Raw genomic sequence first — 21,059 nt, forward strand, 5'->3', positions numbered from 1 at the left:
ACCCTTATGTATTATATAAAATGTAATGAGGAGTATAAGCACAAGGGCAAAAATTTAAAGCGAATAATTAATTAACGGAGTATTTTCTATAAATGAGAAGGACAAACAGGATGTGTAATAGGTACATCTGTAGATAAGATAGCATTAAAACCACCAGAGATATCTATCCCGTTATGAATTCCTCTACTTTTAAGTATTGACAAAGCAATCATCGAACGATAACCTCCAGCACAATGCACATAAAAAGATTCGTTTGCTGGAAAATCTGATAAATAATTGTTGAGGTAGTGTAATGGCGTATTTATTGCTCCTAAGAGATGTTGAGAAGTATACTCACTCTTTTTCCTTACATCAAATACAGGTAATGAATTGTTTTTTAATATAGTTGAAGATACGCTAGTGATGGTATCATATTCTTTGGTAGCTTTTTTCCAAGCATTAAATCCTCCTTTAAGATAACCTAATGTTTGGTCAAAACCAACTCTTGATAAACGTGTAACGGTTTCTTCTTCTTGACCTTCTGGGGTAATTAATAATAAGGGCTGTTTTACATCGACAATAAGAGCACCAACCCATGTCGCAAAACTACCTTGTAAACCAATAAAAATGGAACGTGGGATATGTCCTTGGGCAAAATCATCTTGATGACGAACATCGATAATAAGTGCTCCAGTTTCGTTAGCTATAGCTTCAAATTCTTCTGGAGATAAAGGTTTGATAGCTCGATCCATGATAGTATCTAAACTTTCATAACCATTAATATTCATGAGTACATTCTGAGGAAAATAACCAGGAGGAGGAGTTAAACCATTTAAAAGTTCATGAATAAATTCTTCTTTACTCATATCAGCTCTTAATGCATAATTTACTTTTTTTTGATGTCCCAGAGTATCTGTTGTTTCGGTACTCATCATTTTACCACAAGCAGATCCAGCTCCATGATTAGGGTAAATAATTAAATGATCTGGTAAAGTCATGATTTTGTTACGTAGGGAATCATAAAGATGTCCAGCAAGTTTCTCTTCGGTAAGATCAGCTACAACATGTTGAGCAAGATCAGGTCTTCCTACATCACCTATAAATAAAGTATCACCAGTAATGATACCATGTTTTTTTCCGTTTTCATCAATCAGTAAATAGGTTGTACTCTCCATAGTATGACCAGGTGTGTGAATGACTTTGATGGTATAATTACCTATTTTAAACTCTTGATGATCTTCGGCAATAATAGCATCATAATCAGGTTTAGCATTAGGTCCATATACAATAGAAGCTCCTGTTTTTTTATGTAAATCTAAATGACCACTTACAAAATCGGCATGAAAATGAGTTTCAAAAACGTATTTAATCTTAGCGTTATCTTCTTGCGCGCGATCTATATAAGGTTGAACTTCTCTTAAAGGATCAACGATAGCAGCTTCACCATTGTTTTCGATATAATATGCAGCATGTGCTAAACAACCAGTATATATTTGTTCTATTTTCATATCTAATAGTTTTTCAAAAATGATAAGTTAAAAGTAGTAATATGTGTTTTGTAAGTCAGTTACTTAGGTTACATAAGTGTAGAAAGAAGCGTATCATAGAGCCAGTTCTTTATAAAGGATATAGCATCCCATTAATAAGACAAACCAACCAAAGGATTTTTTAAGTTTATTTCCAGCTATATAGTTAGTTAACCAGATACCTATAAAAATGCCAACTATAGCTAGACTGGTAAATGAAAGTAGGAAAGGCCAATTAATGTCTAAATTTTCTACATCACCTATAAAACCAATTAAAGATTTGATAGCAATGATAAATAACGAAGTAGCAACTGCTTTTTTCATAGGAAGCTTAGCAAGCATAACAAGTGCAGGAATGATTAAAAAACCACCTCCAGCACCTACAATACCAGTTACAATGCCTACTACAATTCCTTCTATAATAATTAGAGGATAATTGTAATTAATGTGCTGTGTGGTATTTTCTTTATGGTGCTTTTTATCTCGTATCATAGCAATTGAGGCTAATAACATGATAAGAGCAAAGAAGATCATGATGCCTATGTTTTTAGTAATTTCATAAGAATTCCAGAACCCAAGAGAATCGGGAATAAGAGGTAATAAAAATTTGCGAGTACCATATACAGCAATAAAAGCAGGAATAGCAAAAACAATAGCTGTTTTAAAATCAACCAATCCTTTTTTAATATTTTGAATAGCACCTACAAGAGAAGATGTCCCTACAACAAATAACGAGTATGCCGTAGCTGTAATAGGGTTACTAGCCAAAAGGTAAACTAATATAGGTACAGTGAGTATTGAACCACCACCGCCAATTAAGCCTAAAACAACACCTATAATTAATGCTCCCAGGTAACCAAAAACTTCTATAATTGTCATTGTATTTTTTTGTACAATGTACTTGGCTTATTAGAGCTGTACAGTAACTAGAGTTACATAAATAGGATTATAGAGCTATAATTTTTAGATGATTTCGATACAATTTAATTTTTTCTTTTTGTTCTAGTTTTTTTAATAATCTTGAGATAACTACACGAGAAGTATGTAGATCATATGCAATTTCTTGATGTGTATGATTTATGATAAGGCTTTTATTAACTCTAGATTTTTCCTTGAGATAATGTACTAGGCGATTATCCATATTGTCAAAAGCAATGCTATCAAGGGTAGTTAATAATTCGTTTAATCGATTGTGATAACTATCAAAAACAAAGTTTCTCCAAGTTTTATAAGTACTAGTCCAAGTTTCCATTTTTGAAATAGGAATCATGATTAGCTTGGTATCTTTTTCGGCAATAGCCCTGATTTCGCTTTGAGTTTGTCCCATACAACAAGACATTGTAAAGGAACAGGTATCTCCTTTTTCTAAATAATAAAGAAGTAATTCATCTCCATCTTTGTCTTCGCGTAACACCTTTACAGCACCAGAAATTAATAAAGGAATACTTTTTATAAAATCTCCAATCTCTATAAGTTTAAATCCAGCAGGAACTTCTTTAAAAGTACCTACTTGAACAATTTCATTTAATAATGCTTCTTCAAATTGATGACCATAAGAAGATTTTAATTCTTGAATCATTTTGTATTACAGCGTATTTGATTAGCAATTTTGGTATTATAACTAAAGAAAAAATTAGCCCAAATAGCTTTGGATATAGCTCCTATATAAGGCATAAGCAAGATAAGACTAATTGCTATGGTAACAAAGAGACCGAGAAGACTTAATTGCAGATTAAACAGTTTTGTAAGTACAAAAATAGCTACGCCAAAAGCTACACCTACAGCGTATGAAACATACATCGAACCATAATAAAAACTAGGTTCAATGCTATATTTAAGTTGGCATTGAGGACAAGTATCTTTTACTTTATTAAAATGTTTGATATTGTATGGATGCGCTTCTAAGAAATTACCCTGATGACATTGTGGGCATTTTAAAAAGAGAATGCTGTATAATTTTGAACCTTTAAACATATAAATATCTTTTAAATATAAAAGTAAATGGAATAGCAAGAGGAGTCAGTAACATAGGTTACATAAAAACGCTAGTTGTTTAAAATTAATAAGAAATAAAAAAGCCAATCAAAAACTGATTGGCTTTACTATTTGTGATAAAAAATACAGAGTTATTCTTTAGCTGCATTTTTCATGTTTTCTTTAATTAAAGAGTAAAACTCTCCAAACTTAGGATTGATAATAAAACGAGTAACTGTATCGATAGCATCGGTTTGATATTCGCTTTTACCTAATACTTCTAGACGTTTAGGATCAACTTGATAGTCGTTTTGTAACATACGTACAACAGCAGATGCACGTTTTGCACTTAAATCCCAATTATCAAGAATAGCTTTATCTTTAAATTCAATAGCATTACTATTACCTTCTATAGTTACTGTTAAATCAGGATTTTCGTTTAAAGTTTTAGCAATTCCTTCAACTATAGTTTTTGCTTCTTCTGTTACTTCATATTGATCACCTTCACCAAAAAGAAAACTATCTGTAAGTACTATAGTAACAGCACCATTGATAACACCTAGATTAGCTTGATTGCTTGAAGCGCTACGTATGGCACCTTTAAAAACGGTAAGCGTAGCTAATTTTACAGAATCAGCATTACTCAATGCTTTATTAATTACATTTAATTGTTTGTCTTTTTCTTTAAGACTCTCTAATGAAGATCCAAGATTATCAGCTTTCTTTTTTGAAAGCGTAGTAATACTACCAAGGTTTTCTAAAAGCTTAGTATTTGTTTCTCTAAGATTAGATAATTCTTCTTCTGTAGCTTGTAATTGAGCTGCACTAATCTTTGATTTTTGTTGTGCCGTATTTAAATTACTTTTTACAGTAGTTAATTCTTGCCTTAACTTATCAATTTCGGCAAGTAAATCTTTTTTTCTTTGCGCAAAAGAACCAAAAGAGGTTAATGCTAATAAAGCGATTAGAAATATGTTTCTTTTCATCAGTTATAGTGTCATTTTTAAATCAATTAAGATTTATGATTTTTGGGACAATAATTTTAAATGCTAAAATAAAACATTTTAGAAAAAGACTACCCTAAAAAATTACTGTTGCAATAGTTCTTTTGCCTTTTTGATACTAGAATTAATTTTTTCTTTAACCTGAAGGACTTCAACTTCTTCTTCTTTTAATAATTTTAGTTTCTCTGGTACAGCTTCTGTTGTTACTTCTTCTCCATGAGGGAATTTTGTACTAAAATCACTCATCCAGTCCATCATAAAATCATAAGCACTTTTTAAATCAAGTTGAGCTGCAGTATAAGCTTTGCCTTGAGCAGTAGTATCTTTTTTAGGTTCAAGTTTTTGGATAAGTGAACTTACTTCTCCCATTTTAGGCATAACCTCGTCATGGATATCGATTACTTTTTGCATAATAGCATCATACTGTTGTTCTTCTTTACTTAATGTATTACAAGCTGTAAAAGAGATTGTAAAAAAGCTAATCATAAGAAAATTTATAACTGATTTCATTGTATTAAATTTTAAATAAGGTTTTATTAAATTAAAAATAAGAATTACCAATAGGCTAATTCCAAAAAGGGGTAACATAATACTTAATAGGAACATGATCCCATAAATACTTTTACCAACGACAAACTTAGCAGGAACTTTAGGAATTCCCCAATTTCCTTTAGGTTTTCTTTTTAGGTAAGATAAAATGGCTGCAAAACTCATAAGCGTAAGAAATATGGCAACAGACAACATTAATAACCAATTCCATAATCCAAATTCACCCTGATGAAATGCCATAAGCCATAACCTGGCTTTCATGAGTATACCTACGTCATCCCAAGTCAATTGCTTTATGAGTTCACCAGAATAAGCATTAAAATGAAGCATTTTTTTTGCCTTGAAATTAGTAGTAGTATTGCTCACACTAAAAATTGCAGTATTAGGTTTTGAATACTGTAATTGAACAATACCTTCTAAATGTTGATTTCTAGCAATGGTGGACATACTGTCTAATGTTAACATAGGAGTATTTGCTTTGATAGGAACATGCACACCAGACCAAGTTTTTGGATATCCAGTATGCGTTACTTTTTGAACCCATTTAAAGCCAGAACCAAAAACATCTGTCCAAGGTAAACCGCCAGCTAAGGTGATTAATAATAGTATTGAAAACCAAAAACCGATTACTGCATGGAGATCTCTATAGAGTAGTTGTTTTCCTTGTTTAAATCTGATAGTAAATAATCCTTTTAAAGACCATTGTCGTATAGGTAACCAAATATATAATCCGGTAAGAATTAAAACGATCATCCAGCAAGCGATGAGTTCGATGATTTTTGTACCAAACCCACCTAATAACAATTCTCCATGTAATTTACGAACTTTAAACATGAGCGCATTTCTAGGAATAAATTCTCCATTAACTAATGCGGTATAAGGATTTATAAAAATACTGGATTTTCCTCCAAATCGACCAGAGATAAATTCGGTTGCTACTTGAGTATTATTATTGATTATAATAGAATGCGGTTTTTTTATAGCATGTGCAATGGCTACTTCTTTTTGTTTTTCTAGAGAAATTGTAGCTCCTTTATGAGGCGATATATGTTTAGTTTTTGCTACAGTAGCAGCTTGGTAATCATTTTTAAAAAGATAAATTCCGCCAGTTATAGCTAATACTATTATAAAAGGAAGCGCAATCATTCCTGCTATAAAATGCCATTTCCATAACCAAATGTGTAGAGAAAGATTTTTTTTCATAAGATAAGAATCAGCCAAAGCTTGCTTTGGCTGATATAAATATTAAAATGAATAACGAATACCTAAATGAAAAGCACGAGGATTACCTACAGTATAACTGTTGTTATTCCTAAAATTACTGTAAGAGACCCTAGTAGCATATAATTTATCAGTAATATTGAGTACATGTCCCCAAATTTCAAAGCTCTTAAAAGCTAAAGTTGCTCTAGCATTAAAAATATTATGTCCAGCATAAGTTGCTGTTGATGTTACAGGATTATCAGGATCTTCATTAAGTACAACTTGGTTCTCAAAACTAGAATTATATTTACCCATTAATTCATGCTCAAGAGCTAATTGCATACCTATCTTATGTGTAAGATTAAAATTGTATTTAAGCGCAGAAAAACCTATTAAGTTAGGGGCGATAGGGATATCTGTATCAGAATAATCAGTATCTCTGTCTACAAAATCTACATAACGGTGTTGAGCATAACTTCCTTGATGAGAAAGAATTAAATTAGGGAGTAGGTTATATGTAATACCGTATTCGATACCATACGATCTCGTCTTCCCTACATTAGCATTAAAGAAAGTATCATCATCATTACGCAATGTAACTAATCTGTTTTTTCCTTCAAGAAGATAAAGTGCTATATCAAATTTAAGTTTTTGGTTTAGTTTGGTATAACCACCTATTTCAAAATTGTCAAATCGACTAGGTTTTAGATCAAAAACTTGACCATCTACACCTACAAAACGATTTCTATATAAACTAGAAGTTTGAGGAGGAGTAAAACCATTTGCATAGTTAGCATAGATTCCAGTACGAGTATTAAAATTGTAATTGATACCTAGTTTAGGCGAAAAATTAGTGTAATGTGTTTTTGAATCTTGAGCACCAGCAGTACCATCTATACGATTGTTATAATCATAAGTAAAAGCATCATAACGTAGTGCTCCAGTGATTTTTAAGGCTTCTATAGGCGAAATTTCATATTGTAAATAACCAGCATAATTATAAATGTCGGCTTCATAATTAAGAATAAAATCATTCTCTTGAATAGTAAAGTCAATATTTTGTCCCGTTGAAGGATCCACAGTTACCGCTGTTTTTTGAGCTACATAATCTTGAGGAGAATAATCTATAGAAGTACCTAATATCAATGAAGAATCGGCAAAACCAAAATTAACTTTATGTTGTATCAACCCCATAAAAGAGTTAAACTGATTAGAGTTTACTTCACCAGATCCCATACCTGTAAGTTGCCCTTGATTTCTAAATTGACGAATACGATATGATGGATTTTGATCCATACGATTATCTCGATAAATTAGATTAAAGGAAGTCTTGTTTTGAATATTCCATTGGTAATCCAGCGTATTTCTAAAACGAAAACTCAAAGCATCACGTTGTGTAAATGTTTGATTACTTAAGTAATTTTCACTAAAATAATTTTCTTCAGTTAAAGAGCCTGTCATATCAGAGCGATAGTCAATAAGATCAATAACCGAAGTCCATGTTGCTTTAGCATTTAAGTGATATAAAGTTTTAAATGTGAGGGCAAATTTTTCATAATCACTATGTGCTATAAGACCATTATTGCGTTGTACATAATGTGTGCCTAGATAGAATCCAAAGGCATTAGAAGTGTAATCTGCTAGTTCGGCTTCAACTTTTGTTAGACCAAGATCATTAATCTGGAATCCAAGACTTCCACTAAGATCTTTAGTTGGATTTTTGGTAATAAAATTAAAACTACCTCCTATAGCTTCACTACCATAAATACTAGAAGCAGGACCTTTTAGCACTTCGATTTTATCAAAAGCTGTAGCATTCATTTCTAATAAGGTGTTGTGATTAAAAACAGCTGTAGGTCTAATCGGTAAACCGTCTTCTAGAAATAAGAATAGAGATTTAGTAGAAATGGGAGAACGAGTAGCGGTAAAGTGTTGCTCATTACTAGCTACTTTTGATGATGACATAAATACTCCAGGTACTTGATTAGTCAATTGTTCAATCCCAAAAGCTTTTGCTTCTTTGATAGACTTTGAGGAGAGTACACTGATAGCAGCTGGAACTTCGGCACGTTTTTGTAATTCTCTACTAGCAGAAATAACAACTTCATCTAGTGCTATATCTTGAGCAATTAATACAATAGCATTATCCTGATTTTTGAGGATAACTTCTTGTGTAATATAGCCCATATAGGAGATACTAACACGAGGATTAGATTCTTGTAAAGAAATAGTAAATCGACCATTTATATCGCTTAAACTACCATTTTTTGGATTATTTAGATCATAAATTGTAGCACCTGTAATAGGAGTATTTTTAGCATTAAATATAATACCAGTATAGGTTGAGTTTTGAGCATAGCTCACTAGGCCTATGCAAAATAGCATAAGTCGTAGAATAAAATTTTTCATATAATATGGATATATGTTGCTAATGAAGAAGTTTATGACCTTTTATACTAAAATAAAGAGGAGATAGACTTCTTATGATATCATATATTGTTTAGTAATGTTATAAGGCGTATTGAAGCCCAATTGTTAAAGATTCTTTGTTTTTCATCTGTATTCCATTTAAATCTTGATACAAGGGATAACCAAATTCTATCCCTAAGCGAAGATTTTTTAAGCTACCAGAAGGCGCATAAAAATTCACCCCAAGCCCAGAATTGATAAGTGTACCACCAGAATTAGCAGTATCTGCAGTAATCACCATCATAGGATTAAGTTGGGGATTCATACCACTTATTTCTTCTATATATAAACCTCTAATACGAGCAGAAAAACTCATTATTGCAGTAGCGTTTATAGCATACCAAGTGTCTAATTGATAACGATTACCCAAAGTATATTCATTATCATTTTCACCAAAGCGAAGTGTCGTTCTAGCTTGAGCGCCAAAAGATGTAGTAGACCACTGTTTTAAATACGTTAGAGCAAATTCACCGTCAAAAGTACCGCTACCTAATTGCATAGGATAAGGTAAGATCGTTTCTGGGGAAGGTCTCATACCATTGTTAAAAGCACTTTGTGATGCAGGTGTAATCGCTTCAGAATCTATATCTCCAGTAGGGATAGATACTCCTATTTGTGCATGCATACGCTGTTTATTTTTATCCATAAATTTATAAAGCACAGCAATTTTGGTATCACCAAAACCAGAAGAAGCAGTCGAAAAGGTTTGCCCCATACGAGTAACATGATCCATAGTACTAGATATATAATTACCCATAACCATTAGCGTTATGCGATCACTTGGCGCATACATAGCACCTATCATATGCATTTGCATAGGCATACGTGTAGGAGTAACCATATATTGAGAAAGCGCATCTGCAAAAGAAATATCATTATCTCCTTGCTTTAAATTTTCCATGGTCATATACATATAGCGGTAAGAAAACATAAGTTCACCTTTACTATGAGTATGATCTCCCATTACAGCAATAGGAGCGTGTCCGTCAGGTCTTGATCCAGACCATTTTATTTCTTGAGCATTTATGAATGAAGTTGCTAACAATAAGATAGCATATATATGTTTTTTCATGTGTTTAAAAATTATAGATAAGAGTTCCCTTATCATCTTAAAATAAGGCACTAGTATCTAAGAGAAGGAAAACAAAATATGAGCTAGATTATAAATACTAGCATAACAAATAAGTGTTAACCATCTTTACTATTAATTAAGTGATATATAATATCGTATAAGCCTAGCACAAGCATTATAGATATCAAAACATAGAGTATAACTTATGTTTTCATAGCGCTACAGAAATATCTACACATAGAATCGGTTAGGATTGAATAAGAGACTTATGATAAGCTTAAAAAAGAATGTCATAGAAGTAAGTATACTTCTTAAAATACTTATAAGAATATAAAAATATCTATCTAGTGAAGTATTATAGGATAAATACAACACAGATAATGTGATAACAATATAAGTATGTTATGAGAGTGTTTTAGGAGGAGGATCTATCTTTTTATTTATATCATAAAGATAAATCGTATTATTTTTCCAAAATTTGGATGAAGTGATATCAAAATATAAAGGTTGTGATAGCTGAATATCTTGCTGTTGAAAATATAAAGGAAGAAAAGCTTCAGTAATTAAAATCGTTTTTTCTGAAGTTTCAGTTGATCCTTGTTGTAATTGTAATTTTTTATTGAGGTAACATTTACCGTTACATTTTAGTTGAGGACGAGCTTTATTTACACAATATTTTTCGACGATATAATCAATATTAAGTTGATAATACAATACATTCCCAATCTTTATAGCGGGTTGCATAGTAAGTACCAATAATAATATTGTAGCATAAAGTCTACTCATGAAAAATACAGACTAAAAAATTTCATGCAAAAATAAGATAAAAGTTAAAAAAAGTTGTAATTAATGGATTAAAAATAAGTTCTTGATAACGTATGATAATACTCAGTTATGGTTTATACGATAATGATTACATTTGCTTAAAATATTGAATAATGAGAATTGAACAAATATATACAGGATGTCTAGCTCAAGGAGCTTATTATATAGAAAGTGATGGAGAGGTAGCGATTATAGATCCGTTAAGAGATACACAGACATATATAGACCGTGCCGAAGGAGATGAAGCTAAAATCAAATATATTTTTGAAACTCATTTTCATGCTGATTTTGTAAGCGGACACCTTACATTGTCTAGAGAAACAGGAGCACCGATTGTTTTTGGTCCAGAAGCACAACCTGCTTTTGATGCCATAATAGCCAAAGATGGACAAGAATTCTCTTTAGGAAAGATTAAAATCAAAGTGTTGCATACTCCAGGACATACTATGGAGAGTACGACCTATCTATTAATAGACGAAAACGGTAAAGATCATGCTATTTTTAGCGGAGACACTTTGTTCTTGGGAGATGTAGGAAGACCTGACCTTGCTCAAAAAGCAGCAAGCATGACTCAAGAAGAATTAGCAGGGATTTTATTTGATAGCCTACGTTCAAAAATTATGACACTGGCAGACGATGTGATTGTTTATCCGGCGCATGGAGCAGGATCTGCATGTGGTAAAAACATGATGAAAGAGACTGTTGATACTTTAGGAAATCAAAAGAAGATGAATTATGCATTGAGAACTGATATGACTCGTGAAGAATTCATCAAAGAAGTTACAGAAGGGTTATTACCTCCTCCAGGATATTTTCCGTTTAATGTACAAATGAACAAAGAAGGATATGATGATCTTGATACAGTAATAAAAAGAGGTACTAGAGCATTAGGTGTAGAAGAGCTTGAAGTGGTTGTAAATGAAACTGGAGCAATGATTCTTGATGTGCGTCACCAACAAGTTTTTGCAAAAGGACATATTCCACGTTCTATTTTTATAGGAATTGATGGTGGATTTGCGCCATGGGCAGGAGCATTAATTAAAGATGTACAACAATCTATTATATTAATAGCAGACGAAGGTAGAGAAGAAGAAACTATAACTAGATTATCTAGAGTAGGATTTGATAATACTATAGGATATCTTAAAGGTGGATTCGATGCATGGAAAGCAGCAGGAAAAGAAGTTGACAGTTTGATTTCTATACCAGCTACTGAGTTTAAAGAAAAATTAGCCGATGCTATTCCTGTATATGATGTGCGTAAAGAAGGAGAATACCTTAAATCACATATAGAAGGAGCACATTTGACTCCTTTGGATTTTTTAAACTCACATTTACAGGAATTCCCAGAAGATAAAACGTTTTATATCCATTGTGCAGGAGGATACCGTTCTATGATAGCAGCGTCTATTTTAAAAAGTAGAGGAATTCATAATTTGGTAGAAATAGCAGGTGGATTTAAAGCTATAAAAGAAGCAGGGATTAAAGTTACAGACGAAGTTTGTTCTAGTACACTGAAGTAGAGAACTATAATATAAAAATGAAGAAGTACTCCTTATAACATTTTGTTGTAAGGAGTTTTTTTTGAAAAAAATAATAGAGAGTGGGTAATGAATTTTTGGTTTGCGGACTTTACAGTGAAAACCAAATATGGCGGAAGCTGAAAAGCCTTATAGAGTAAGCAGAATCAAAATATTATATTAAATCATTACCAAATGAAAAAGTTATTTTTTATGCTAGCAATACTAGCATTAATCAGTAGTTGTCAAAAAGAAGCAATAGAAGAAGTTGTTGCTGTAGAAAATTTAGATAATGAGATAACATCTTCAAAAATATTAGCAGAAAATCCACCATGGATTTATGTTTTGGATGCTCGTTATAGTAGAACATGTAGTACAGGACCAGGAGTGTGTTTTAAAAATGAAGAAGGAGAAATCTGGAATTTTGTTTATAAAACAATAGAAGGTGATCTACCTAAAGAAATTAGAGATGATCATGAAGATCCAGATATTGGAGGTATATATTTAACTCTTGAAGGAGATAAAGTACATTTTGTTTTTACAGAAAAAGTAGAAACAGATGTTTTGGTTATCGAAGAAGATGTAAGATTACCACGAGAATTATTTAAAGAGTATGTAGAAGATGGTGTGGTGATTAAAGCTGGTGAATATAAGATTAGTTATGATCGTTATGAAAAATATGGAGAAGCATGGGTTTCTTATAATGTACCCTTACAAGAAATTTTTAATTGCGATGTGTTTTTAAGTCATAGAGCACAGAATGGAATGTTGATAACTCCAGCTGATGTCCTAAATTTTAAAGTAAAATTACATCCATTTTGGTATAACTGGGTAGTAAATAATAATTCTTGTTCATCATTATATGTAAGACCAATAGGAGGTGGACAAATAACTAGACATGAATTTGTACAAGGTTTAGGGAATAATGAAGTACTCTATAGTAATGGGTTACCAACCTATATTACTGTTGGAGGACAAGCTTTTATGGATTATGAAATGATGTTTGAAGCAGGGCATGTACAAAGTCCTTTCTGCGCAAATCAAGATGGTTATTTAAGCAATTTTACATCTACTCAATTAGATGACTTTTTTAGTGGAGGATGTAATCATAGAGATGAAATAACACATAATATCCAACCGTGTAATGTAGATGTACGATTAATTAACAGAGCAGAAAATGGAATGTTAGTTACACCAGCAGATGAATTAGAATTTACGGTGACTTCTCAGACACCTGTAAATAATGCAAATTGTACTTTTTTATATGCTAAGTTTCCAGGAAGTACTGTTGTAAGAGCTTATCCGTTGAAAAGTGTTTCAGGAAATGTATTGAAATTTGGAAATGGATTACCTACAATGACTTTCCCTGGAGGAGGAGCTCCATTAAATTATCAAATGGTAATTAAAGAATTTGGGAATTCTAATGTTTATTGTAATTCTCCACAATCGTATTATAATAATTATTCGAGTGCAGTATTAGATGCAATATTTGGGACAGAAGGTTGTCAACATTAAATAGTTTTTAGCTTAATAAAAAATAAAGGTCACTTATCTAGTGGCCTTTATTATGTATAGTAAATAAAGGGAGTGAGACTTTATATTTTACTACCAATAATCGAATTAAGATGATAAGTGCTGCAGTACTGATGTACACTAAGTTTTCTCCTAAATTGAAATAGTATAATATCATAAAACAAGTACCACCAGCCAAAGAAGCCGTAGCATAAATTTCTTTTCTGAAAATCACAGGGATTTCATTACATAAAATATCACGAATTACACCACCAAAACACCCAGTCATAGTACCTAAAGTGATACAAATAATAGGGTCTAGAGAAGCGCTAATACCAGTTTCTACACCAATAATCGTACAAATTCCTAATCCTATAGTATCAAAGAGAAATAGTGATTTTTTTAGGTAATTGATTTTGTTTCTAAAAATAATAGCAGCAATAGTAATACTACCTATAAGAAACATATTAGTCGTATCCTGCATCCATGATACAGGGGTATTTCCTACCAAAATATCACGTATTGTACCACCACCAATAGCAGTAACAAAGGCAATGATAAAAATACCAAACAAATCTAATTTTCTATTCATGGCACTTAAAGCACCAGATATGGCAAAAGCTGATGTACCTAGAAGGTCCAAAATTGTAAAAAGTGACATTGTTTTCCTTATCTTTTTGTAGGCAAAAATACGTTAAGAAGCTTAAAAATAAATCATTTATGAGTGCTTATTTCTACAGAAAAAAAGATGATGTTTGAATAATAATAAAACAACTAGAGCTAAAGAAGTTTAAAATTAAAAAAGAAGAAATAAGATCAAACGATCTTATAAAGAGATAGAAAAACAAAATAATAAAATAATGTAAGTTTTCTAATCAAATTACTACTTTTACAACTAGTTAAATACGATGTAAAGTTATGTCAGATACAATCGAAAGAATTAAATGCCTAATCATAGGATCAGGACCTGCAGGTTATACTGCAGCTATATACGCATCTAGAGCAGATTTAAAACCTGTAATGTATACAGGAATGGAACCAGGAGGTCAATTAACAACTACAACAGAAGTAGATAACTTTCCTGGATATCCTGAAGGAATAGATGGCCCAACAATGATGATGCAATTACAACAACAAGCAGAACGTTTTGGTACAGAAGTGAGAATAGGAATGGTTACTGCTGTTGAGTTTAGCAAAGAAATAGGAGGGATTCACAAAGTAACTGTGGATAATACTACACAAATAGAAGCAGAGTCTATTATTATTTCTACAGGAGCAACTGCAAAATATTTAGGTTTAGAAAGCGAACAAAGATTACGTGGTGGTGGAGTATCTGCATGTGCAGTATGTGATGGATTCTTTTATAAAGGACAAGATGTTGCTATCGTAGGGGCTGGAGATACTGCCGCAGAAGAAGCTACATATTTAGCAAATATCTGTTCAAAAGTTACTATGCTTGTTCGTAAAGATTACATGAGAGCATCAAAAGCAATGCAGCATCGTGTAAATAATACATCTAATATTGAAGTACGATATAATACAGAAGTTGATGAGGTATTAGGAGAGCAAGTAGTAGATGGATTAAGAATGGTAAATAACCAAACTGGAGATAAAGAAGATATCGCTATTACAGGATTATTTATAGCTATTGGACACAAACCTAATACAGACATATTTAAAGGACAATTAGATATGGACGATACAGGATATCTAATAACTGAAGGAAAATCTACAAAAACAAATGTCCCTGGTGTATTTGCAGCAGGAGATGTTCAAGATAAAGAATATCGTCAAGCGGTTACAGCAGCTGGAACTGGATGTATGGCGGCGCTTGATGCAGAACGTTATTTGGCTACAATCGAATCTAGTGTAGAGACAGCTTAATAATACGAGAAATATAAAAGACAAAAAGCATTCTAATTTTTTAGAATGCTTTTTTTATTAATTAAAGAATCCAGGAGTATAGCCTTCTTCTTTTTTATAGAGTATGGATTCATTATCAAAATTTGTAATGGATATTTTAGGTTGACCTAAAATGTAGATTTCACTTTTTTCAATAGCATTAATAGTTATTGTTTCTTTTGCCATTATGTAAACATCGGTTGAACCTTCGGTTTGAATGGAAGCATTATTGATAATAGCACGTTCTCCATAGAAGTTAGTATCTCCTTCGGCTCTTAATTCTAATGAAGCAATTTTTCCTTCGATTTTTGCTGTTGTTTTTGAGTATAAGTCAATTAGAGTTTGTTCGGTAGTTAGAATTCCTTTAAACTCGGTGTTATCATTGAGTTGTATTTTTGCATTAGCAGCAGTAATATGCAATTCATTATCAGATTTCCCGTTGGCTACAAATTTTAGATTATCTGTTTCAACAGTAGCAAAAATCTTACTATAGTCATTTGCTTCTATAGCTAAGTTAGGAATGGCGATAGGCCCTATAGCTTTTATATTAGCTTTATCTCTTATAATAAGATTACGTAAGGTTTCTGGATACTTAATTTTTAAAGTTAATTTTTTACTACGTCTTATATCTCTTGTAGTTGTAATTGAAAAAATACTGTCTTTTACTTCAAAAGAAATAAATTCATGTAAATTACTATCGGCTTCTATTTCTAACATAGGGTCAATACTCTCTGAAAGAATAACTTCAAAATTATCAGAAACATCAAGAGTAGTGAAAGCATTAACGGCATGTTGTTCTGAAACTACAATTTTATTTCCTTTAACTTTTAATTTTTTCTGTGAAAAACCTGATGTTATAAAAAGTATACAACAGAAAATACTACATAATTTTCTCATAAAAAAGTGATTTAAGTTTAATACGTTGGACTTCAAAAATAAGACCAGGTATGCTAGAAGAACGTTTTCTATGATAAATATATTTGAAGAAAATAGACAAAAAGAAAAAACCTCCGATAAAGGAGGTTTAAAAAAGATTGGTAGTTTTGAACAAGAAATAGTTTCTTAACGCTGTCTGATATTACCACCTGAGTTTTCTTCTTCAGAAACTTGCTCAGGATTTCCATAAAGAATAATATCACCACCACTAGTTGCTTTTCCTGTAAATTGTTTTTGAGCATGGACTTTTATAGTAGCACCACTAGTTGCTTTTGATTCGGTAATAAGACTAAGTAATTCTTTTGCTCTAATATCAGCACCACTGGTAGCGCTTGAATTATGTTGGTTAACTTTTCCGTGTACTTTAATAGAGGCTCCACTAGTAGCTGTAGTTGATAACTGATTAGCTTTGGTTTGTAAATCTATATCAGCACCACTTGTAGCTCTTAGGTTTAAAGATTCTTGTTCTACGATTTCATAAGAAGTAACATCTGCACCACTGGTAGCTGTAATATTTGATAATGTTTGATAAGAAACGTAAATTTTCTTAGCATCTGCACGTCTAATATTTTTTTCTGAAGTAATAGTTAATACGCCTTCTTTTACATAAACCTCAATAAGATTATGTAAATTTTCGTTAGCTTCAATTACAACTTTATGATCAGTGCTATTAACTAGAATAACATCTAGACCTCTACTAGCTTTTATACTTTCAAAATCCTCAGAAAGTGTTTTTTCTTTTTTAATTACGTCTCCAGAACCAGAGACTCCGTTGATAACGATGTTACATGAAGAAAGGAGTAATCCTAAACTACAGGTAACTAATATTTTGGCTAATGTTGACATGATATATGATTTTTAAGAGTTATAGTTAATGTTATTGAATTTCGATATCTAAACCTTCTTTTTCTTCATTGATTTTGATTTCGACTTTACCTTTATCAGTATCAATTTTTAAACTAGAAGGTTCATGATCTTCTGTATTTTCTTCCCATTCTTCATACTTCCACTTATTAGTTTCATTTTTAGGGCAATCGTTACAGATAACTGTATCGTCTTTTAACTGGATATATTGATCTTCTTTTCCTCTTACTGGGATATAATCTTTATATGTCCAAGAATTGTTATAGTAAGAAGTATTATCATCCATAAATAAAGTCATCCCTTCTGGTATAGATAGAAAAACTTGTACTTCTTGATCTCTAAAATGATTTGTAAAAGCAGTAAGAGCATGAGCATCTAGATATAAAGTATTTCCTTCTATTTTATAATTATACTCAATAGCTTCAGCTTTTTCTCTAGCGTCATCATAGCTACTACCTTCAGATGATTTTGCTATTTGAATTTTAGGAAGGGTATCTGTTTTTGATGATTTTAAAAATAGCTCGATATCTTGAAAAACAATTACTTTTCTACCTTGATGATCAGTTTTTATTTTAAATGAATCTCTATTATATGCATTTTTAACAAAACGACTATCAACATTCATTTTGATATATAAGGTATCTTGTGGTGTTACCGATACAATTTCGTTTTCTAAAACTACTTTTTCATCAAATGCTTGTAAAGTCATTTGGCGTAAGCCTATAACAGATAACCCGATAATAGATAATATCCAAAGTGCTAATAATGATAATTTAGCAACAGTACCTATAGATTTAAGGTTTTTGATTAAAATCTTTAATCCTAAGATGAACAGGAAAAAGAATGGAATTCCTACTGCAAAAAGAACCAATAGTGTTACTAACCATATAGGTGTATTATAAAAGTTGGTTACCTCTATATATTCTGTCCAAGGAGTGTCGATAAAGTCAAAACTACCTATAGTGAATAAACTGATAAACAATGCGATTAATGTTGCTCCAGCTGTAAAGATGAGTAATCCCCCTATGAATTTTACAAATACTTTAAGAATGAATAAGAATATATCTCCGATAGCGTCAAAAAATGTAGCAGATCCACTTTTTACTTTTTTACCATATTTTTCATAATCTACATTTTTTACAGTATCAGAGATGCCATCAAAACCCTCTTTAATTTTTTTTTCAATAGTATTGATATTGATAGGTTCCCCTTTCATCGCTAATTGATCTGCGGTAGAAACAGCTTCTGGTACAAAAATCCAAAAAGCGATATAGATAAAGATAAAAGCGCCACTAGAAAAAATTGTAAATAATACCCATGCTAAACGAAGCCAAACTGTATCGATACCTAGGTAATGACCTAAACCAGAACTTACACCGCCGATATAAGCATTTTCTGTATCTCTAAATAGTTGTTTAGGTGTATTGCGTTTCTTTTTCTGTTGTGTATGTACTTCGTCTTCAAAAAGATCTTCATCAACGTGGTAATCCTCAGGTTGCCCCATGATCGTAATCACTTCGTCAACTTGCTCCATATTGATAACTTGTCTCTTATCTTTAATTTTTTCGCTAAAGAGTTCTGCAATACGAGCTTCGATATCAGCTAATATTTCATCACCACCTTGAGAATTGGTAAACGAGCGTTTTATCGTTTCTAAATAACGTTTAAGTTTCAGGTATGCATCTTCATCTATATGGAAGAATATGCCGGCTAGGTTTATATTAACTGTCTTGTTCATCTTGATTATTTTTTTGTTTGGTTACGAGAGTTACTGCGTGCTGTAAATCGTTCCAAGTGGTGTTTAACTCTTTTAGAAATAACTTTCCTGTTTCTGTTAATCCGTAATATTTTCTCGGTGGTCCAGAAGAGGATTCTTCCCATCTATAGCTTAAAAGTCCTGCATTTTTTAGTCGGGTTAATAGCGGGTAAATTGTACCCTCTACTACGAGCATCTTTGCATCTTTTAGAGTACTTAGAATTTCTGCTACATATGCGTCATCATCTTTTAAAATAGATAAGATGCAGTATTCTAAAACTCCTTTACGCATTTGCGCTTTTGTGTTTTCTATCTTCATAAAGCGGTGCTTTTGGATATTAAATTAATTAACTTTTGATTCATAATCTCATTATTTTATGAATCTAATAGTGATAGGATACTTATAAACTTCTCCGTCACTAGCTCTGGTTGCTGCAAGTATTGCACAAACAATTTCTACAACAAGTGTGGTTAAAATACACAGTCCAGCAATGATACCAAAGATGGTGATCCCCATAAACTCATTAATGTGAGTTAAAAAATATTCATCTGTAATATGGTGTTGGTGATCAAAACTCATAGCTGTATTTGCCAATGTATATATTACAAAAGGAATAGCTATGATCACTAAAAGAATACTATAGACAAGAAGACTTAACTGAAAATTAAGTGCTTCTTTTCCATTCTTACTGATAAAAGAGTCTTTAGTATTTGCTTGCCACAACAGTAGTGGTATGATGTAATTTCCTAATGGAATAAAATACTTTGATAATATAGAAATATGTATTAAAGCACTAATTGTTTTTGATTGTTTTGGTATTGATGATTTCATAACCTATTATTTTCTTATACAAATATATGGATAAAAAAAGGTATTATGCAAAACATAGTACTTAAAATTAACAATTATTTAAGATAGGGTATAATCAAATTTGAGCGTTATATATACAGAAGCAAATGATGAAAGTAATTGTGGTTTACTTTTTGTACTAGTTCTATTTTATGCATATTTGTGTATTTCATCGATAAATACTGCGTTACGTCTATTGTTTTGATGTAAAGCCGTAATTGTCAATGAGATAGAAGTAGTACCTTTAACCTATCTAAATCTTAAAAAAACTCATTATGACAAAACAAATTTTTAAATTAAAAGGTGTACAAGTAATAAGTAAAAGAGATCAGGAAGAAATTTATGGATCTGGAGTAAATGGAGGATGCACAGGAATTCAGAATAAATGTTGTGTTACAACATCTGGTGGTTTTAGTTTCTGTGATGAAGGAAAATGTATTAATGGAGAATACTGTTTATGGTATTAAAAAACAATTTGAATTTTATATGTGAAAATTAATAATATTAAAATTTAATACGAGTTGTATTTTGATAGGATTAATATAAAAACATTCAACTATTATACAATAATAAAATGTCTTAGGTATTTTTTATGAAATTTAGTATACTTATAGAGTTGAAATAACATTAAAACATCCCTATCAAAATGAAAATGACACCAAAAAAGATTAACACATTTACAATGTTTAAATTACCTTCGGCTTGGTTAAGCGGGGTACGAGTAAAAGAAATAGATAAATCGTGTTGTCGAGTAAGTGTTAAGCATAGATGGATTAATCAAAATCCTTTTAACTCTATGTATTTTGCAGTACAAGCTATGGCTGCCGAATTAAGTACAGGAGCTTTAGTAATGTCTCATATTACTAAAAGTGGAAAAAAGATTTCTATGCTTGTCGCTAATAACAATTCTAGTTTTACTAAAAAAGCTACAGGTCGAATTACATTTAGTTGCAATGATGGAAATGTTCTTGAAAAAGCAATACAAGATACTATAGCCACAGGTGAAGGACAGACATTCTGGATGAAATCTGTAGGAGTTAATGAAGAAGGAATTAAAGTTTCTGAATTTAACTTTGAATGGACTATACGCATTAAATAATTGTTAAAAAGAATCCAAA

The 21,059-nt window shown here is 31.6% G+C and carries 20 protein-coding genes; 5 read left to right on the forward strand and 15 right to left on the reverse strand.

The window, feature by feature from the left end; all coding sequences use genetic code 11:
* Positions 1–86: 86 nt before the first annotated feature.
* The 9 genes from ACYEKI_RS13765 to ACYEKI_RS13805 all read right to left on the reverse strand — a co-directional run bounded on the left by ACYEKI_RS13765 (position 87) and on the right by ACYEKI_RS13805 (position 10,562).
* Positions 87–1,487, reverse strand: coding sequence for an MBL fold metallo-hydrolase (locus ACYEKI_RS13765; RefSeq protein WP_459211779.1), 1,401 nt, complete (start codon positions 1,485–1,487; stop codon positions 87–89).
* Positions 1,488–1,580: 93 nt separating this feature from the next.
* Positions 1,581–2,384 carry a sulfite exporter TauE/SafE family protein gene (locus ACYEKI_RS13770; RefSeq protein WP_459211780.1) on the reverse strand — a complete coding sequence of 268 codons (804 nt, stop codon included), beginning with the start codon at positions 2,382–2,384 and terminating at the stop codon, positions 1,581–1,583.
* Positions 2,385–2,451: 67 nt separating this feature from the next.
* Complete coding sequence (locus ACYEKI_RS13775; protein ID WP_459211781.1) at positions 2,452–3,084, reverse strand: Crp/Fnr family transcriptional regulator; 633 nt, start codon at positions 3,082–3,084, stop codon at positions 2,452–2,454.
* Positions 3,081–3,479: a DUF983 domain-containing protein gene (locus ACYEKI_RS13780; RefSeq protein ID WP_459211782.1), complete on the reverse strand. Its 399-nt coding sequence runs from the start codon at positions 3,477–3,479 to the stop codon at positions 3,081–3,083. Before ACYEKI_RS13780 ends, ACYEKI_RS13775 begins: the two co-directional genes overlap by 4 nt.
* Positions 3,480–3,631: 152 nt before the next feature.
* Entirely contained in the window at positions 3,632–4,465 is an 834-nt protein-coding gene (locus ACYEKI_RS13785; RefSeq protein WP_459211783.1) for an OmpA/MotB family protein, read from the reverse strand.
* Between the two features lie 102 nt (positions 4,466–4,567).
* A complete protein-coding gene (locus ACYEKI_RS13790; RefSeq protein WP_459211784.1) occupies positions 4,568–6,235 on the reverse strand; it encodes a PepSY-associated TM helix domain-containing protein in 1,668 nt (555 codons plus the stop codon).
* A 42-nt stretch (positions 6,236–6,277) separates the two neighbouring features.
* Positions 6,278–8,644, reverse strand: coding sequence for a TonB-dependent receptor domain-containing protein (locus ACYEKI_RS13795; protein ID WP_459211785.1), 2,367 nt, complete (start codon positions 8,642–8,644; stop codon positions 6,278–6,280).
* A gap of 100 nt (positions 8,645–8,744) precedes the next feature.
* Positions 8,745–9,776 (reverse strand): transporter family protein, encoded by a 1,032-nt coding sequence (locus ACYEKI_RS13800; protein WP_459211786.1) that lies wholly within the window; start codon positions 9,774–9,776, stop codon positions 8,745–8,747.
* Positions 9,777–10,178: 402 nt separating this feature from the next.
* The gene (locus ACYEKI_RS13805) at positions 10,179–10,562 is read right to left on the reverse strand and encodes a hypothetical protein (RefSeq protein WP_459211787.1); all 384 of its coding nucleotides are present in this window, start codon (positions 10,560–10,562) and stop codon (positions 10,179–10,181) included.
* Between the two features lie 152 nt (positions 10,563–10,714).
* Between ACYEKI_RS13805 and ACYEKI_RS13810 the strand changes: the two genes are divergently transcribed.
* On the forward strand, positions 10,715–12,124 hold the full coding sequence (locus ACYEKI_RS13810) for an MBL fold metallo-hydrolase (RefSeq protein WP_459211788.1): 1,410 nt from the start codon (positions 10,715–10,717) through the stop codon (positions 12,122–12,124).
* A gap of 192 nt (positions 12,125–12,316) precedes the next feature.
* A complete protein-coding gene (locus ACYEKI_RS13815; RefSeq protein WP_459211789.1) occupies positions 12,317–13,636 on the forward strand; it encodes a hypothetical protein in 1,320 nt (439 codons plus the stop codon).
* Positions 13,637–13,673: 37 nt separating this feature from the next.
* Here the strand turns inward: ACYEKI_RS13815 and ACYEKI_RS13820 are convergent, their stop codons facing one another.
* Positions 13,674–14,294 carry a trimeric intracellular cation channel family protein gene (locus tag ACYEKI_RS13820; RefSeq protein ID WP_459211790.1) on the reverse strand — a complete coding sequence of 207 codons (621 nt, stop codon included), beginning with the start codon at positions 14,292–14,294 and terminating at the stop codon, positions 13,674–13,676.
* A gap of 257 nt (positions 14,295–14,551) precedes the next feature.
* On the opposite strand from ACYEKI_RS13820, the gene trxB reads away from it, so the two are divergent.
* Positions 14,552–15,517 carry a thioredoxin-disulfide reductase gene (gene trxB, locus ACYEKI_RS13825; RefSeq protein WP_459211791.1) on the forward strand — a complete coding sequence of 322 codons (966 nt, stop codon included), beginning with the start codon at positions 14,552–14,554 and terminating at the stop codon, positions 15,515–15,517.
* 57 nt (positions 15,518–15,574) lie between these two features.
* On the opposite strand, the gene ACYEKI_RS13830 is transcribed toward trxB, so the two are convergent.
* From ACYEKI_RS13830 to ACYEKI_RS13850, 5 genes are all read right to left on the reverse strand, one after another.
* Positions 15,575–16,432 (reverse strand): GIN domain-containing protein, encoded by an 858-nt coding sequence (locus tag ACYEKI_RS13830; RefSeq protein ID WP_459211792.1) that lies wholly within the window; start codon positions 16,430–16,432, stop codon positions 15,575–15,577.
* Positions 16,433–16,597: 165 nt separating this feature from the next.
* Positions 16,598–17,317 carry a head GIN domain-containing protein gene (locus ACYEKI_RS13835; RefSeq protein WP_459211793.1) on the reverse strand — a complete coding sequence of 240 codons (720 nt, stop codon included), beginning with the start codon at positions 17,315–17,317 and terminating at the stop codon, positions 16,598–16,600.
* 31 nt (positions 17,318–17,348) lie between these two features.
* Complete coding sequence (locus tag ACYEKI_RS13840; protein WP_459211794.1) at positions 17,349–19,073, reverse strand: PspC domain-containing protein; 1,725 nt, start codon at positions 19,071–19,073, stop codon at positions 17,349–17,351.
* The gene (locus ACYEKI_RS13845; RefSeq protein ID WP_459211795.1) at positions 19,057–19,410 is read right to left on the reverse strand and encodes a PadR family transcriptional regulator; all 354 of its coding nucleotides are present in this window, start codon (positions 19,408–19,410) and stop codon (positions 19,057–19,059) included. The genes ACYEKI_RS13840 and ACYEKI_RS13845 overlap by 17 nt, the downstream gene beginning before the upstream one ends.
* A 51-nt stretch (positions 19,411–19,461) precedes the next feature.
* Positions 19,462–19,923, reverse strand: coding sequence for a DUF4870 domain-containing protein (locus ACYEKI_RS13850; protein ID WP_459211796.1), 462 nt, complete (start codon positions 19,921–19,923; stop codon positions 19,462–19,464).
* A 293-nt stretch (positions 19,924–20,216) separates the two neighbouring features.
* On the opposite strand from ACYEKI_RS13850, the gene ACYEKI_RS13855 reads away from it, so the two are divergent.
* Both ACYEKI_RS13855 and ACYEKI_RS13860 read left to right on the forward strand, forming a co-directional pair.
* Complete coding sequence (locus ACYEKI_RS13855; protein ID WP_459211797.1) at positions 20,217–20,408, forward strand: hypothetical protein; 192 nt, start codon at positions 20,217–20,219, stop codon at positions 20,406–20,408.
* A gap of 179 nt (positions 20,409–20,587) precedes the next feature.
* On the forward strand, positions 20,588–21,040 hold the full coding sequence (locus ACYEKI_RS13860; RefSeq protein WP_459211798.1) for a DUF4442 domain-containing protein: 453 nt from the start codon (positions 20,588–20,590) through the stop codon (positions 21,038–21,040).
* The last annotated feature ends 19 nt before the right edge of the window (positions 21,041–21,059 follow it).

The organism is Aquimarina rhabdastrellae (assembly GCA_947387485.1).
Classification (GTDB): Bacteria; Bacteroidota; Bacteroidia; order Flavobacteriales; family Flavobacteriaceae; genus Aquimarina.

Coding starts and splice junctions, on each gene's coding strand:
- trxB (WP_459211791.1), top strand. CDS start 14,552: ATGTCAGATACAATCGAAAGAATTAAATGCCTAATCATAGGATCAGGA.
- ACYEKI_RS13820 (WP_459211790.1), bottom strand. CDS start 14,294: ATGTCACTTTTTACAATTTTGGACCTTCTAGGTACATCAGCTTTTGCC.
- ACYEKI_RS13810 (WP_459211788.1), top strand. CDS start 10,715: ATGAGAATTGAACAAATATATACAGGATGTCTAGCTCAAGGAGCTTAT.
- ACYEKI_RS13855 (WP_459211797.1), top strand. CDS start 20,217: ATGACAAAACAAATTTTTAAATTAAAAGGTGTACAAGTAATAAGTAAA.
- ACYEKI_RS13790 (WP_459211784.1), bottom strand. CDS start 6,235: ATGAAAAAAAATCTTTCTCTACACATTTGGTTATGGAAATGGCATTTT.
- ACYEKI_RS13815 (WP_459211789.1), top strand. CDS start 12,317: ATGAAAAAGTTATTTTTTATGCTAGCAATACTAGCATTAATCAGTAGT.
- ACYEKI_RS13775 (WP_459211781.1), bottom strand. CDS start 3,084: ATGATTCAAGAATTAAAATCTTCTTATGGTCATCAATTTGAAGAAGCA.
- ACYEKI_RS13845 (WP_459211795.1), bottom strand. CDS start 19,410: ATGAAGATAGAAAACACAAAAGCGCAAATGCGTAAAGGAGTTTTAGAA.
- ACYEKI_RS13770 (WP_459211780.1), bottom strand. CDS start 2,384: ATGACAATTATAGAAGTTTTTGGTTACCTGGGAGCATTAATTATAGGT.
- ACYEKI_RS13830 (WP_459211792.1), bottom strand. CDS start 16,432: ATGAGAAAATTATGTAGTATTTTCTGTTGTATACTTTTTATAACATCA.
- ACYEKI_RS13765 (WP_459211779.1), bottom strand. CDS start 1,487: ATGAAAATAGAACAAATATATACTGGTTGTTTAGCACATGCTGCATAT.
- ACYEKI_RS13860 (WP_459211798.1), top strand. CDS start 20,588: ATGAAAATGACACCAAAAAAGATTAACACATTTACAATGTTTAAATTA.
- ACYEKI_RS13800 (WP_459211786.1), bottom strand. CDS start 9,776: ATGAAAAAACATATATATGCTATCTTATTGTTAGCAACTTCATTCATA.
- ACYEKI_RS13805 (WP_459211787.1), bottom strand. CDS start 10,562: ATGAGTAGACTTTATGCTACAATATTATTATTGGTACTTACTATGCAA.
- ACYEKI_RS13835 (WP_459211793.1), bottom strand. CDS start 17,317: ATGTCAACATTAGCCAAAATATTAGTTACCTGTAGTTTAGGATTACTC.
- ACYEKI_RS13795 (WP_459211785.1), bottom strand. CDS start 8,644: ATGAAAAATTTTATTCTACGACTTATGCTATTTTGCATAGGCCTAGTG.
- ACYEKI_RS13840 (WP_459211794.1), bottom strand. CDS start 19,073: ATGAACAAGACAGTTAATATAAACCTAGCCGGCATATTCTTCCATATA.
- ACYEKI_RS13850 (WP_459211796.1), bottom strand. CDS start 19,923: ATGAAATCATCAATACCAAAACAATCAAAAACAATTAGTGCTTTAATA.
- ACYEKI_RS13785 (WP_459211783.1), bottom strand. CDS start 4,465: ATGAAAAGAAACATATTTCTAATCGCTTTATTAGCATTAACCTCTTTT.
- ACYEKI_RS13780 (WP_459211782.1), bottom strand. CDS start 3,479: ATGTTTAAAGGTTCAAAATTATACAGCATTCTCTTTTTAAAATGCCCA.